The sequence below is a fragment of the Amycolatopsis sp. NPDC051373 genome (assembly GCF_040689465.1).
Taxonomy (GTDB): Bacteria; Actinomycetota; Actinomycetes; order Mycobacteriales; family Pseudonocardiaceae; genus Amycolatopsis.
In genome coordinates this window covers 273,616-287,274 of sequence record NZ_JBFBAE010000005.1, presented here as the reverse complement: position 1 = coordinate 287,274, position 13,659 = coordinate 273,616, and the positions used below count along the sequence as shown (strand labels likewise).

Sequence of the window (13,659 nt, the reverse complement as noted above, 5' to 3'; positions counted from 1 at the left end):
GGTTCGCACTACAGGAGGCCTTGCACCATGACCGAGCAGTCCCCAGCACTGGACAACCTGCTCACCGAGAGCCGCACCTTCCCACCGAGCGACGAGTTCGCCGCTCAGGCCAACGCCAAGGCCGACTCGTACGAGAAGGCGGACGCGGACCGGGAGCGGTTCTGGGCCGAGCAGGCCGAGCGCCTGAGCTGGGACACGAAGTGGACCCAGGTACTGGACTGGACCAATGCGCCCTTCGCGAAGTGGTTCGTCGGCGGCAAGCTCAACGTCGCCTACAACTGCGTCGACCGGCACGTCGAGTCCGGCCACGGCGACCAGGTCGCCATCCACTGGGTCGGCGAGCCCGGCGACACCCGTGACATCACCTACGCGCAGCTGAAGGACGAGGTCTCCAAGGCCGCCAACGCGCTGACCTCGCTCGGGGTGACCGCCGGCGACGTCGTGGCGATCCAGCTGCAGATGATCCCCGAGGCGATCTTCGCGATGCTCGCGTGCGCCCGCCTCGGCGCGCTGCACAACGTGGTGTTCGGCGGCTTCTCCCCGACCGCGCTGCGCGCCCGCGTGGACGACGCGGCGGCGAAGATCGTGATCACCTCCGACGGCCAGTACCGCCGCGGCAAGGCCGCCGCGATGAAGGCCAATGTGGACGAGGCGCTCGAGGGCGCCGAGACCGTGGAGAAGGTCATCGTGGTCCGCCGCACCGGCAGCGACCTCGCGGGCGAGGTGCCGTGGACCGACGGGCGCGACCTGTGGTGGCACGAGCTCGTCGACGGGCAGTCGGCCGAGCACACGCCCGAGGCGTTCGACAGCGAGCACCCGCTGTTCATCCTCTACACCTCCGGCACGACCGGGCGCCCGAAGGGCATCCTGCACACCTCCGGCGGCTACCTCACGCAAGCCGCGTACACGCATCACAACGTGTTCGACCACAAGCCGGGCGAGGACGTGTACTGGTGCACGGCCGACATCGGCTGGATCACCGGCCACAGCTACATCGTCTACGGGCCGCTGGCCAACCGCGTCACGCAGGTCGTGTACGAAGGCACGCCGAACACCCCGCACGAGGGCCGGCACTGGGAGATCGTGCAGAAGTACAAGGTCTCCATCTACTACACCGCGCCGACGCTGATCCGCACGTTCATGAAGTGGGGCGCGGAGATCCCGGCGAAGTACGACCTCACGTCGCTGCGCGTGCTCGGCAGCGTCGGCGAGCCGATCAACCCCGAGGCGTGGATCTGGTACCGCGAGACCATCGGCGCGAACAAGGCACCGATCGTCGACACGTGGTGGCAGACCGAGACCGGCGGGATCATGATCTCGCCGCTGCCGGGCGTCACGTCCACCAAGCCGGGTTCGGCCCAGCGCGCGCTGCCGGGCATCTCGGCGAAGGTCGTGGACGACCAGGGCAACGAGGTCGGCAAGGGCGGCGGCGGGTACCTGGTGCTCGACAAGCCGTGGCCGGGCATGCTGCGCGGCGTGTGGGGCGACGAGGAGCGCTTCCGCGAGACGTACTGGTCGCGCTTCGCCGCCCAGGGCTTCTACTTCGCCGGCGACGGCGCCAAGTACGACGCGGACGGTGACATCTGGCTGCTGGGCCGGGTCGACGACGTGATGAACGTGTCGGGCCACCGCATCTCGACCACCGAGGTCGAGTCGGCGCTGGTCTCGCACCCGACGGTGGCCGAGGCGGCCGTGGTCGGCGCGACCGACCCGACGACCGGGCAGGGCATCGTGGCGTTCGTGATCCTGCGCGGCAACGCCGTCGATGGTGGTGACGAGGCCGTGCAGGAGCTGCGAAACCACGTCGCGAAGGAGATCGGCCCGATCGCGAAGCCGCGCCAGATCATGGTCGTGCCGGAGCTGCCGAAGACGCGCTCGGGCAAGATCATGCGCCGCCTGCTGCGCGACGTCGCGGAGAACCGGGCGATCGGCGACGTGACGACGCTCGCGGACTCGTCGGTGATGGACCTGATCTCCTCTGGCCTGCAGTCGGGCAAGGAGGAGTAGGCACCGCGGGGTAGATTCTGTCCCAGAGGAAGGGGCTCTCCTGCCGGGAGGGCCCCTTCCTGCTGACTACCCCGAATGGCGGACATCGAACGCATGTTCTAAGATGTGCCGCTGTACCCACCCCAGATCCGGGCAAGGAGACGACACGAATGACCGTGGAAGCCTTGACGCACGACGAGGACACCGCGGCCGAAGCGGCGACGACCGAGGCAGCCGCTGCCTCGGCGCAGGCCGCCGACGCCCCGGAGGTCACCGAGCCCACTGAGACCACTGCCTCACCTGCGTCGTCTTCCGATTCAGACGAGGCCGCCCCGGCCGCTGAAGAGGCGCCGAAGCCGAAGCGCGGCCGCCCGAAGGCCGCGCCCGCGTCCACCGCGAAGAAGACCCGCACGGTGGAGCTCACGCTCACTGTCACCGGCACGGCCGACGGCGAGTGGCAGGCCGAGCTCAAGAACGGCAGCAAGTGGGTCGCGAAGGGCCTGGAGATCCCGGCCGCCGCCGTCTCGCGCGCGGCGAAGGAGCTGCACCAGGACCTGTCGGGCCCGATCGACGAGGTCATCAACCAGGCCCGCGAGGCGCAGGCCGCGAAGGTCGCGCAGCTCGAGGCCGAGCTGGAAGCCGCCAAGGCGGCTCTGGCGGAGCTCGACGTCTGAGTTCTTGTCCCGTGAAAAGGCCCGGCACTCCTTGCCGGGCCTTTTTCATGCCAGGGGCGGGTTTTTCGGCAGCGGCGCTTTGAACTCGAGCCAGCGACTGTCCACAATGGCGCGGACTCGATGGTCGACTCCGCACGGGTGGACCACGGTGTCGCCGGGGCCGAACTCTCCCGGCACGCCCCCGACCACACCGGTCAGCCGACCTTCGAGCACGTAGACGACGCTGTCGTGGTCGTGACTGTGCACAGGCGACCCGACGCCGGCCGGGTATCGGATCTCGTACACGAGCCCGTGCGCGGCGCGTTCTCTCTCGCGGACGAAGGCAGTGCCGCCCGTCAGCTGCCGTCCTTCCACAGTGGACACTTCCTGCCACTCGCTCATTCCGCCGCCTTCCCCACTTATCGGGCACTCCCGCCACCATCAAGATATACTCCATGTATACATAGCCCGACGCAAGACTCCTGGAGATCCCGGTGCACTTCGCCCTTCGAGACGGCTCCCAGATCACCACCTCCGTCCACACCCTGCTCAACGCCGGGTACGCCGGCCGCAGCCAGGACGACGTGGCGGCGCACGTGAAGGAGCTGGCGGAGCTCGGCGTGCCGGCGCCGTCGGTGACGCCGGCGCTGTACCCGGTGGCGCCGTACCTCGCGCAGCAGGCCGACACCGTGCCCGCGCAGCACGGCCGTACCTCCGGCGAGGCCGAGTGGGCGCTGGTGATCACCGACGAAGGCGTGCTGCTCACTGCGGCCTGCGATCACACCGACCGCGAACTGGAGGTGCACGGCGTCGCGTGGAGCAAGAACGCGGCGCCGGACGTGCTGGCCCGGAAGGCCTGGCGCCTCGACGACCTCGCGGACCCCGACGCCGTTCACCTGCGGTCCTGGGTCGACGACACCCTGCTGCAGGACGGCACGCTCGCCGAGCTCCTGCCGCCGTCGTACTGGCTGCCGGTGCTCGAAGAACGCGGCCTGGCGACGCCCGGGCACCGTGCTGCTGTCGGGCACGCTGCCGATGGACCCGGCCGTGGACCAGTTCGGGAAGAGCTGGCGCGTGACCCTCACCGACCCGGCCACCGGCGACGTGCTCGAGCTGGCCTACACCGTCGAGCAGCTGCCGACGCCGATCGGCTGACATTCAAAGGATAGGCACAATTAAATAAGGAAACCCTTCGTTGATGTAATTCACCGGACAGAGGCGCTCACCCGAATTTCGTGTTTCACTATTCCCGTGACCGAAACGGTGGACGCGACTGATTCCCACTCGCACGAGCCCCACGACGACCTTGGCGGCAAGCTGAACTGGCTGCGCGCCGGGGTTCTCGGGGCAAACGACGGGATCGTGTCCGTCGCGGGCATCGTGGTGGGCGTCGCGGGGGCGACCACGAGCCGCACCGCGATCCTCACCGCCGGAATTGCCGGACTGGTAGCCGGTGCGTTTTCGATGGCCGGCGGGGAATACGTGAGCGTGAGCACGCAGCGCGACACCGAACGCGCGTTGCTGCAGCTCGAGAAGCAAGAGCTGAAAGCGATGCCCGAGGCCGAGGAACGCGAGCTCGCCGAGATCTACGAGGGCAAGGGCCTGTCCCAGGAACTCGCCGCGGAGGTCGCGCGCGAGCTGACCCGCAAGGACGCGTTCCACGCCCACGCCGAGGCCGAGCTGGGCATCGACCCGGACAACCTCACCAACCCGTGGCAGGCGGCCTGGGCTTCGCTGATCGCGTTCTCCGTCGGCGCGCTGCTACCGCTGCTGTCCATCGCCTGGACGGCCGTGCCGGAGCGCGTGTGGGCGTGCGCGCTGGCCGTGGTCGTGGGCCTCACGCTCACCGGCTTCGTGAGCGCGCGGCTGGGCAACGCGCAGGTGGGGCGCGCGATCGCGCGCAACGTGGGCGTCGGCGCCCTCACCATGCTCGTCACCTACTTCGTGGGAGTGCTGTTCGGCACCACGATCGGCTAGCAGCTAGTGCACGCCCTTCATCAGCTTTTTGATGAACGGGATCAGCGCCAGCAGGACCAGGCCGATCACGATGGCCACACCGCCGATGATCAGGAAGTACGGCGTCTCGTCGTGCACGTCGTAGGACTCGGCGAGCTTGCCCGACATCGCGGTGCCAAGCGAGACCGACAGGAAGTTCAGCGCCACCATCTGCGTCCGGAACGCCTGGGGCGCGAGCTTCGTCGACAGCGACAGCCCGACCGGCGACAACATCAGCTCCGCGATCGTGAACACCAGCAGGATCCCGGCGAGCGCGATCAGCGGGCTGCCGTTCACACCGGTGCCGGTCATCGGCAGGAACAGCAGGAACGCGAGACCCATCAGCACCGTGCCCAGCACGAACTTCATCGGCGTCGACGGCTGCTTCGGCCCGAGCTTCGTCCAGATCGCGGCGACGATCGGCGCGAAGATGATGATGAACACCGGGTTGATCGAGTTGACCCACGACACCGGCATGTCCCAGCCGAACAGGTTCCGGTCGAGGCGCTGGTCGCTGTAGACCGAGACGACCGTGGACTGCTGCTGGTACAGCGAGAAGAACGCGGCGCTCGCGATGTACATCGGGATGAACGAGAACACGCGGCTGCGCTCATCGGACGTGATCTTCTTGCTGGTCAGGATCACCACGAAGTACACCACCGAGATCGCGACGACCACGTACACGACCACATCGGCCAGGTTCGACGGCCCGACCACCCCGGACATGATCAGCGCGACGACCGCGACCACGATCACCACGGCGACACCGATCGCCGTCCAGCGCTGCGAAGGCTGCAGCGGGTTCGGGATCTCCGACGCCTTCGCGCCCAGGTTCTTGCGGCCGAGCGTGTACTGGATCAGGCCGAGCGCCATGCCGATCGCGGCGAGCCCGAAGCCCAGGTGGAAGCCGACCTCCGACTGCGCGAGCCCGGTGAGCAGCGGGCCGATGAAGCCGCCCAGGTTGATGCCCATGTAGAAGATCGTGAAGCCGGCGTCGCGGCGCTCGTCGCCCTCGGCGTAGAGCGTGCCGACCACGGCGGTCGCGTTGGCCTTGAGGCCGCCCGAACCGATCGCGACGCACGCGAGGCCCACGCCGATGCCGGTCAGGCCCGGCAGCAGCGCGAGCGCGATGTGGCCGATCATCACGAGCACGGCGCTGTAGAACAGCGTGCGCTCGGAGCCGAGCAGGCGGTCGGCCACCCACGCGCCGATCACGGTGGCGAGGTAGACCGTGCCGCCGTACGCGCCGACGACGCCGAGCGCGTCGCCCTGGTCGATGCCGAGCCCACCCTGGTCGGCCTTGTAGTAGAGGTAGATGGCGAGGATGCCGAGCATCCCGTAGTAGGAGAACCGCTCCCACATCTCGACGCCGAAGAGGTTCGCCAGCCCTCGTGGGTGCCCGAAGAACCTCGTGTCGTGCTGGGCCTCGGTAGAGGTACTCACAACTGTCTCGTCCTTGTCCTAGACAACGTTGTCGTTTCCGATTCGCATGCTAGAAGGCGAGTCGGTGAACAGAACACCGGACCGGGTGTGGGGAGGGTCATCGAACGTCTGGGCCGGCTCGGACGGGCGCTAAAATGGCAGCAAAGGTGCGCCGGGAAGTCTGGTCGGCGATGTTTGTGACGATTGCCGCACCTGGAGGACACCGCCCATGACCGCTTCCCGCCCGGCCCGCGCCGCCGCCGAGTTCGCCCGTTACCTGCGCACTGAGACCACCGGCGGGATCATCCTGCTCGCCGCCACGGCGGTCGCGCTGATCTGGGCCAACTCGCCGGCCGGTGACGTCTACCGGGCCGTGCGAGACTTCCACGTCGGCCCTGAGTTCCTGCACCTGAACCTGTCGATCGGCGACTGGGCGAAGGACGGGCTGCTCGCCTTGTTCTTCTTCGTCGCCGGGCTGGAGCTCAAGCGTGAGCTCGTGGTGGGCGAGCTCTCGCGCTTCAAGCAGGCGGTGCTGCCGGTGATCGCAGCCGTCGGCGGGATGGTCGTACCGGCGCTCATCGCGCTGGCGGTCGCCTGGGGCACGCCGGGGATCGATCGCGCGTGGGCGATCCCGGTGGCCACGGACATCGCGTTCGCGCTCGGCGTGCTCGCGCTGACGGCGTCGAACCTGCCGAGCAGCGCACGGATCTTCCTGCTTTCGCTGGCGGTGGTCGACGACCTCGGCGCGATCCTCGTGATCGCGATCGTCTTCACCACCGGGTTCAACCTCGTGGCCGCGGCCGTCGCCGTGGTGGCGCTGGCGGTGTACTGGTTCCTGCAGCACAAACGCGTGCGCGCGGCCTGGCTGTACGTGCCGCTCGCGGTGGTCACGTGGGTCGCGGTGCACTCGGCGGGCATCCACGCGACCATCGCCGGCGTCGCGCTCGGGCTGCTCACGCGGGTGAAGCCCGACCAAGGCGAGGCCGAGGCGCCGGCGCTGCGGCTGGAACACCGGCTGCAACCGTGGTCGGCGGCGGTCGCGGTGCCCGTGTTCGCGTTGTTCGCCGCGGGGATCTCGATCAACGGGCACGCGTTGGGACAGGTCTTCACCACCACGTTGCCGCTGGCCGTCCTGTTGGGACTGGTGGTGGGCAAGTTCGTCGGCATCCTCGGGGCGAGCGTGCTGGCGGTGAAGCTGGGTGTGGCGGAAAAACCCACCGGCACGGGCTGGCGTGACCTGGCGGCGCTGGCGACGCTCGGCGGCGTCGGCTTCACCGTGAGCCTGCTGATCGCCGACCTCGCGCTCGACGAACCGGAGACCGAACTGGCCAAGGCGGCGGTGCTGATCGCGTCGGCGATCGCTTCGCTGGCGTCGGCTGCGCTGCTGCTGCGGCGCAGCCGGGCGCACGCTCGCGAAGGTTGATCCCCGACACTCCCGCCGGTCCGCCGCGCCTGGGGAACGGGTACGTGGCACGATGACCCGGTGACCAGCCCCAAACACGAACGCACCGGCCCCGACGGCGTGGGGGCCGTGCCCTACCTGCCCCTGTCGAGCGACGAGGAGGCCGCGGCGGCGGAACAGTCCATCGGCAAACTCGTCGGCGATGCCACCCAGCACCTGTCGACGCTGGTCAGGGCCGAGGTCGAGCTGGCGAAGTCGGAGCTGGTCGGCGAGATGAAGAAGGGGCTCAAGGGAGCCGTTTTCTTCCTCATCGCGCTCGCCGTGGGGCTCTACAGCTCGTACTTCCTGTTCCTGTTCATCGCCGAGATCCTGTCGGACTGGTGGGGCATCCGCTGGCCGGCGTTCCTCACCGTGTTCGGCCTGATGCTGATCACCACTGCCGTCACCGCGTTCCTCGGCTGGCGCAAGGTGAAGAAGCTGAAGGCGCCGGAGCGCACGATCGACAGCGTCAAGGAGACGGCCGCAGCGCTCAAGCCGCGTCGCGCCGCCGAAGACGACCTGCCCGCGACGCGTCCCTGACCCGGCACCAGGCTGGGTTACCAACCCGGCCAAAAGTAGGCCGCCCCCGTCACGTGACCGTTGCGACGAAGCCATTCGGCCGTGACTGTGGTCGGATTGGTAACGACAGGCACAGTCCGGCTGAAGCGGAGCCCGCAGTGCAGCTCACGCCCGACCCGTCGATCGTCCGGATCGACGGTCCGTGGACGCACCGCGACGTCTCGGCGAACGGCATCCGCCTGCACGTAGCGGAGCTCGGCGACGGACCACTGGTACTGCTGCTGCACGGTTTCGGCGAGTTCTGGTGGACCTGGCACCACCAGCTGCGCGGCCTCGCGGACGCCGGTTTCCGCGCCGTCGCCGTGGACCTGCGCGGCTACGGCGACTCCGACAAACCCCCGCGCGGCTACGACGCGTGGACGCTGGCCGGCGACGTCGGCGGCCTGATCAAGGCCCTCGGCGCCCGCCGCGCGCACCTCGTCGGCCACGCTTGGGGCGGCATGCTCGCCTGGACGGTCGCCTCGCTGCACCCCCGCCTTGTGTCCTCCGTGACGGCCGTCGGCGCCGCGCACCCGCTCGCCCTGAAGTCCGCCGTGCTGCGTTCGCCCCGCCGCCAGGGACGCGCGGCCGGGCACCTGTTCCGGTTCCAGGTGCCGATGGCGCCGGAGAAGTGGCTGGTGCGCGACGACGCCGCCAACGTGGAGTCGTTGTTCCACAGCTGGTCCGGCCCGGCCTGGCGGTCCTCTTCGGACTTCACCGACACGGTCGCCCGGTTCCGCCAGGCGATGCTGATCCCGGGCGTCGCGCATTCCGCGCTGGAGTACTACCGCTGGGCCTTCCGCGCCCAGTTCCGCGGCGAGGGCCGCCGCTTCACCGACGCCGTGGGCAAACGCGTCGCCGCGCCCGTGCTGCAACTGCACGGCGCCGTGGACACCTGCATCGTCCCGGAGACCGCACGCGCGTCCGTGCACTGGGCCGGGCCGCACGGCGAGCCCCGCGTCTGGCCCGGCGTCGGGCACTTCCCGCACCTGGAGGAGCCGGACCGCGTGACGAAGTCCGTTGTGGACTTCGTGAGCTGACTCAGCTCGCGCAGGCGCCCGTGCTCACGTTCGTCGTCTGCGACGGTGCCGCCGCGACCTCCGCGCGCACCTGTTCCGCGGTCAGGGTGAAGCCCGTGTCCGGATCTTCCACCGCCGCGCCGAAGACGACGCCGATCACGTCGCCGTCAGGGGTGATCATGGGGCCGCCGGAGTTGCCGCTGCGGATGCCCGCGCGGATGGTGAACACGTCGCGCTGCACGGTGTTGGCGTCGTAGATGTCGGGGCCGCGCAGGTTGATGCGGCCGCGCACGCGGGCGGCGGTGGAGGTGTACGGGCCGTCGAGCGGGTAGCCGAGCACAATGGCGTTGTCGCCGGCGCGCGCGGTTTCCTGAGCGAACGGCAACGTGGGCGCGGACAGGCCCGGCACGGCCAGCACCGCGATGTCGACCTCGGGGTTGAAGTACACGACGCGCGCCCGGTAGTCGCCGCGGGTGGACTCGATGCCGACCTCGTCCGTGCCCGCGACCACGTGCGCGTTGGTCATCACGCGCTGCGGCGCGATCACGAAACCGCTGCCCTCCAGCGATTTCGAGCACGACGGCGCGTTGCCGCGGATCTTCACCACGCTCGGGTGCACCCGGCGCGCGACCGCGCTGATGTTCATCGACGTGTCCGGCGGCGCGGCGTCGGCGGCCGGCGCCTTCTCGAACGGCGAGAGCGCCGACGGGAAGCCCGACGCGTCGAGCAGCTTGCGCAGGTCGCTCGGCAGGCCCTGGGCCTCGGCCGGCATCAGGTCGTTGACCTCGCCCAGCACGACCGACGAGTTGATCGACTTGGCGAGCCCCGGGATGGCCGACACGGTGGTGAGCGGGTTCGCGACGAGCCACGCCACCACGAAAACCGCCGCGGCCTGGACGATCGCACCCAGTGTCTTGTCCACTCCGGACAGCTTGTCGGGGTTGATCTTCTGGCGCAGCTTGCGCCCGATCCACACCCCGAGCGTCTCGCCGAGCACCACGAGGAACACCACCACGGCGAGCGCGAAGGCCACCTTCGCCACGGGGTTGTCGAACAGCTCGATCACGAACGGCGCCAGCTTCACGCCGAGCACCGCCCCGATGGCGACCCCGATCAGCGCGGGCAGCGCGACGATCACGCCCTGGAACGCCCCCGAAACAGCCGCCAGCACCGCCAGCACCAGCACGAGGACATCGACCCAGTTCACGCCGTCACTCCCCGCTCGCCTCTCCCCGCGCCACGTTGCGGGCCCGGTGTTCGGCCAACGCTACGTCAAGGTCGCGCACGTCGCCGGTGTCCCACTCGCGCTCCCAGCCGCCGAGCGAAAGCAGCACCGACAGCAGGCCGGCGGTGAAGCCCCAGATGAACAGGCCGTCTACGTCGAAGCCCGGCCCCTTCCACGACGCACCGCGCTTCTGGACCATGAACCGGTTCGCCGGATCGGCGAGGTCCGAGAGTGCAACGCGCGCGACGGCGGCCGTCTCGCCGAGGTCGACGGCGTGCACGGGCGACGGAGTGTGCCAGTAGGCGAGCACAGGCGTCACGGCGAAGCGCGACACCGGCACGGGCAGCTCGGGCAGGATCGCGACCGGCAGGATGCCCGCCGGGTCCACGCCCGTCTCCTCCTCGGCCTCGCGCAGGGCGGTGCCGACGGGTCCGCCGTCGCCGTCCTCCGCGCCGCCGCCCGGGAACGCGACCTGGCCCGCGTGCGAGCCGAGCGTGTCGGCGCGGCGCTGCAGCAGCACGTCGGGACCATCGGCGCGTTCGCCGAAGAGGATCAGCACGGCGGCCGAGCGCGTGAGCGACTCGTCGACGGTGAAGCGGGTGAAGGTGCGGCTCTCGACCTCAGCGGACACCTTCACCAGCGGCCGCAGCCATTCGGGCACGGCTTCGGGGTCGACGAGGGGACCGGTCATGAGAAGTCCTTCACGGCTGCGCGCACCTGGTCGGTGCTGTCGAACGTGGGGGGGCTGGAGATGAACCGGACCTGCCCGTCGGGGGTCACGAGGTAGGACGCGGGCAACCTCGAAGGCACTTTGAGCGCGGTGCGGATCGGACCGGTCTGACCATCGCCGTCGTAGACCGAGGGCAGGTGGACGCCGATGCTCTGCAGCAAGCCGAGCCCGTCGGCAGCCGGGCTGGCGACCTGCACACCGAGCACGCGCACGGCGCCGGGCTCTGCGGCGTAGGTCTGCAGCACGGGCAGCTCGGTGCGGCACGGCACGCACCACGAGGCCCAAACGTTCACCAGCGTCGGGCCGCCGGCGAGGACCTTGCCGACATCGACGCGCGAGCCGTCGCCGAGGCAGTCGGCCTGGATACCGGACAGCTCGCCGACAGCGGGTCCGGGCGACGGCGGTGGGCAGGCCTGCAACGCGGCCTTCGCGCGTATGCCGGCGAGGTCACCGGTCGCCGCGGGCGCGTCCTTCGAGCCGCCGCGCGTCGTGAGCACGGCGACCAGCACCGCGACCACCAGGACCGCGACGCCGAGAGCCCATTTGGTGACCGTGGTCACCCGCGCGCCGCCAGCTCGAGGATGTGCTCACGCTCCTCGCCCTTGACGAGCTTCGCGGCGACCTCGAACTCCGTGGGTCCCAGTCCGTAGGACGGGCAGTCCTTCTTCAGCGGGCACGCGCCGCACGCGGGCTTGCGCGAGTGGCACACGCGGCGGCCGTGGAAGATCACGAGGTGGGACAGCATCGTCCACTCCTTGCGCGGGATCAGCTCTCCCACGGCGTGCTCGACCTTCACCGGGTCTTCCTCGGCCGTCCAGCCCCAGCGGCGCACGAGGCGGCCGAAGTGGGTGTCGACCGTGATTCCCGGCACGTCGAACGCGTTGCCGAGAACGACGTTGGCCGTTTTGCGCCCGACCCCGGGCAGCGTCACGAGGTCGTCGAGCTTCTTGGGCACCTCGCCGTCGAAGCGCTCCACGAGCGCCGCGCCCAGCCCCATCACCGAGTTGGCCTTGGCCCTGAAAAACCCAGTGGGCCTCAGGAACTCCTCGAGTTCGGTGCGATCGGCACCCGCATACGCGGCCGCCGTGGGATAGCGCTTGAACAACGCGGGCGTGACCAGGTTCACCCGCACGTCGGTGGTCTGCGCGGAAAGCACCACCGCGACCAGGAGTTCAAGCGGATTCGTGAAGTCCAGCTCGGCTTTCGCGTCGGGATACACCTCGTCGAGGCAACGCTTCATACGCCGGGCGCGTCTCACCAAGGCGAGCCGGCTTTCACCGGCGCCCTCGCGGGGGGCGTTCGTGACGGCAGGTGGCACCCCGATAGCCTACGGGCGCGTCGGACGAGCCGGGCGGGAGCACCCGCCGGTGGACGGCCGACACGCCAGAGCACCACCTCGGCGCACCGTGTGCCGCGAGGAGCGAGGATCTGGAGTCGATGCTTACTTTCCGTAGTGGATGTGTGTCATGACCGCGTGGTTCGTGATTCTGGTCCCACTGGTGATCATGTTCTTCGCTCTCTTCATGGAGCGGGTGGAAAGCCGTCTCAAGCACGTCGCGGTGCAGGAGAACGAGGTCGAGGAGTTCCTGGAGCAGGCTCAACCCAACGAGGTCAGGGCCCTTTACGGCCACGGGATCGGCCGTGCTCTGGAGCTGTTTCGGCTCCGCAGGCTGGGCGGACGGGCAGCCAGGCTTCGCGCGCGACGCGTGCGGAGTTAGGCTCCCTGTTCGTGCGAGATCGTCTCCGGCTGCCGCGCCCCGCGCGGCGAGCCGACGGGCGATCTCGCCGACACGCCCTAGACTGACGCGAAAGTGATCGGCGACACGGCCTTCGACCTGCGAAGGAAGTGATCGTTTCTCGACGAGGAGGCACCCGAGGTGGACGAAACCCTGGCCCGTGCGGGCATTTTCCAGGGTGTTGAGCCTGCAGCCGCTGAGGCTCTGGCCCAGACCTTGGAATCCGTGGAGTTCCCCCGCGGCCACGTCATCTTCAGCGAGGGTGAGCCGGGCGACAAGCTGTACATCATCCAGTCCGGCAAGGTGAAGATCGGCCGCAAGTCGCCGGACGGCCGCGAGAACCTGCTGGGCATCTTCGGCCCGTCGGACATGTTCGGCGAGCTGTCCATCTTCGACCCGGGCCCGCGCACGTCGAGTGCGACCACGGTCACCGAGGTCCGCGCCGTCACCATGGACCGCCCGGCCCTGCGCCAGTGGATCTCGACGCGGCCGGAGATCGCGGAGCAGCTGCTGCGCGTCGTGGCCCGCAGGCTGCGCCGGACCAACAACATGGTCGCCGAGCTGATCTTCACCGACGTGCCCGGCCGCGTGGCCCGCGCGCTCCTTCAGCTCGCGCAGCGCTTCGGCAGCCAGGAGGCCGGTCTCCTGCGCGTGACCCACGACCTCACGCAGGAGGAGATCGCCCAGTACGTCGGCGCCTCCCGCGAGACCGTCAACAAGGCCCTCGCCGACTTCGCCCACCGCGGCTGGCTGCGACTGGAAGGCAAGAGCGTCCTCATCCTGGACCCGGAGCGCCTCGCCCGCCGCGCGCGGTAACTTCGGCCTCGGCTCCGCCGAGGCGTGCGGGATCGCTTCAAGCCGACTTCTTCCCTCCCGGTTTTCGCGCGGCCCAGG

General features: G+C 69.5%; 15 protein-coding genes and 1 pseudogene. 10 read left to right on the top strand and 6 right to left on the bottom strand.

What is annotated here, in order from left to right; translation table 11 throughout:
• Nucleotides 1–27 precede the first annotated feature (27 nt).
• Together acs and AB0383_RS11790 are read left to right on the top strand one after the other, a co-directional pair.
• The gene (gene acs / locus AB0383_RS11795) at nt 28–2,007 is read left to right on the top strand and encodes an acetate--CoA ligase (protein ID WP_364170450.1); all 1,980 of its coding nucleotides are present in this window, start codon (nt 28–30) and stop codon (nt 2,005–2,007) included.
• A gap of 149 nt (nt 2,008–2,156) precedes the next feature.
• A complete protein-coding gene (locus tag AB0383_RS11790) occupies nt 2,157–2,660 on the top strand; it encodes a DUF6319 family protein (RefSeq protein ID WP_354885695.1) in 504 nt (167 codons plus the stop codon).
• 45 nt (nt 2,661–2,705) lie between these two features.
• Here the strand turns inward: AB0383_RS11790 and AB0383_RS11785 are convergent, their stop codons facing one another.
• The gene (locus AB0383_RS11785) at nt 2,706–3,041 is read right to left on the bottom strand and encodes a cupin domain-containing protein (protein WP_364170444.1); all 336 of its coding nucleotides are present in this window, start codon (nt 3,039–3,041) and stop codon (nt 2,706–2,708) included.
• Between the two features lie 92 nt (nt 3,042–3,133).
• Between AB0383_RS11785 and AB0383_RS11780 the strand changes: the two are divergent.
• The 3 genes and pseudogenes from AB0383_RS11780 to AB0383_RS11770 form a co-directional block, all read left to right on the top strand.
• Nucleotides 3,134–3,604: pseudogene (locus AB0383_RS11780) on the top strand (DUF2848 family protein); the annotation flags it as partial.
• Between the two features lie 70 nt (nt 3,605–3,674).
• Complete coding sequence (locus AB0383_RS11775) at nt 3,675–3,794, top strand: hypothetical protein (protein ID WP_366186933.1); 120 nt, start codon at nt 3,675–3,677, stop codon at nt 3,792–3,794.
• A gap of 96 nt (nt 3,795–3,890) precedes the next feature.
• On the top strand, nt 3,891–4,616 hold the full coding sequence (locus AB0383_RS11770; protein WP_364170441.1) for a VIT family protein: 726 nt from the start codon (nt 3,891–3,893) through the stop codon (nt 4,614–4,616).
• A gap of 3 nt (nt 4,617–4,619) precedes the next feature.
• On the opposite strand, the gene AB0383_RS11765 is transcribed toward AB0383_RS11770, so the two are convergent.
• Nucleotides 4,620–6,077: a peptide MFS transporter gene (locus AB0383_RS11765; RefSeq protein WP_366186815.1), complete on the bottom strand. Its 1,458-nt coding sequence runs from the start codon at nt 6,075–6,077 to the stop codon at nt 4,620–4,622.
• A 208-nt stretch (nt 6,078–6,285) separates the two neighbouring features.
• Here AB0383_RS11765 and nhaA point away from each other — a divergent pair, with 208 nt between their 5' ends.
• The 3 genes from nhaA to AB0383_RS11750 all read left to right on the top strand — a co-directional run bounded on the left by nhaA (nt 6,286) and on the right by AB0383_RS11750 (nt 9,095).
• Nucleotides 6,286–7,479, top strand: coding sequence for a Na+/H+ antiporter NhaA (gene nhaA / locus AB0383_RS11760; RefSeq protein ID WP_366186813.1), 1,194 nt, complete (start codon nt 6,286–6,288; stop codon nt 7,477–7,479).
• A 60-nt stretch (nt 7,480–7,539) separates the two neighbouring features.
• Nucleotides 7,540–8,037 (top strand): phage holin family protein, encoded by a 498-nt coding sequence (locus AB0383_RS11755; RefSeq protein ID WP_364170432.1) that lies wholly within the window; start codon nt 7,540–7,542, stop codon nt 8,035–8,037.
• Nucleotides 8,038–8,174: 137 nt separating this feature from the next.
• Nucleotides 8,175–9,095 carry an alpha/beta hydrolase gene (locus AB0383_RS11750; RefSeq protein ID WP_364170429.1) on the top strand — a complete coding sequence of 307 codons (921 nt, stop codon included), beginning with the start codon at nt 8,175–8,177 and terminating at the stop codon, nt 9,093–9,095.
• Between the two features lies 1 nt (nt 9,096).
• Here the strand turns inward: AB0383_RS11750 and AB0383_RS11745 are convergent, their stop codons facing one another.
• From AB0383_RS11745 to nth, 4 genes are read right to left on the bottom strand one after another with little or no spacing between them, the layout of a single operon-like run.
• Nucleotides 9,097–10,281: a MarP family serine protease gene (locus tag AB0383_RS11745; protein WP_364170426.1), complete on the bottom strand. Its 1,185-nt coding sequence runs from the start codon at nt 10,279–10,281 to the stop codon at nt 9,097–9,099.
• Nucleotides 10,282–10,285: 4 nt separating this feature from the next.
• On the bottom strand, nt 10,286–10,990 hold the full coding sequence (locus AB0383_RS11740) for a CoA pyrophosphatase (protein ID WP_364170423.1): 705 nt from the start codon (nt 10,988–10,990) through the stop codon (nt 10,286–10,288).
• Entirely contained in the window at nt 10,987–11,589 is a 603-nt protein-coding gene (locus AB0383_RS11735) for a TlpA disulfide reductase family protein (protein WP_366186809.1), read from the bottom strand. The genes AB0383_RS11740 and AB0383_RS11735 overlap by 4 nt, the downstream gene beginning before the upstream one ends.
• Nucleotides 11,586–12,269 carry an endonuclease III gene (gene nth, locus AB0383_RS11730; protein WP_285971857.1) on the bottom strand — a complete coding sequence of 228 codons (684 nt, stop codon included), beginning with the start codon at nt 12,267–12,269 and terminating at the stop codon, nt 11,586–11,588. The genes AB0383_RS11735 and nth overlap by 4 nt, the downstream gene beginning before the upstream one ends.
• A 226-nt stretch (nt 12,270–12,495) precedes the next feature.
• On the opposite strand from nth, the gene AB0383_RS11725 reads away from it, so the two are divergent.
• Both AB0383_RS11725 and AB0383_RS11720 read left to right on the top strand, forming a co-directional pair.
• Complete coding sequence (locus AB0383_RS11725) at nt 12,496–12,747, top strand: hypothetical protein (protein ID WP_204092841.1); 252 nt, start codon at nt 12,496–12,498, stop codon at nt 12,745–12,747.
• Nucleotides 12,748–12,906: 159 nt separating this feature from the next.
• Entirely contained in the window at nt 12,907–13,581 is a 675-nt protein-coding gene (locus tag AB0383_RS11720) for a Crp/Fnr family transcriptional regulator (protein ID WP_204092840.1), read from the top strand.
• Nucleotides 13,582–13,659: the final 78 nt, after the last annotated feature.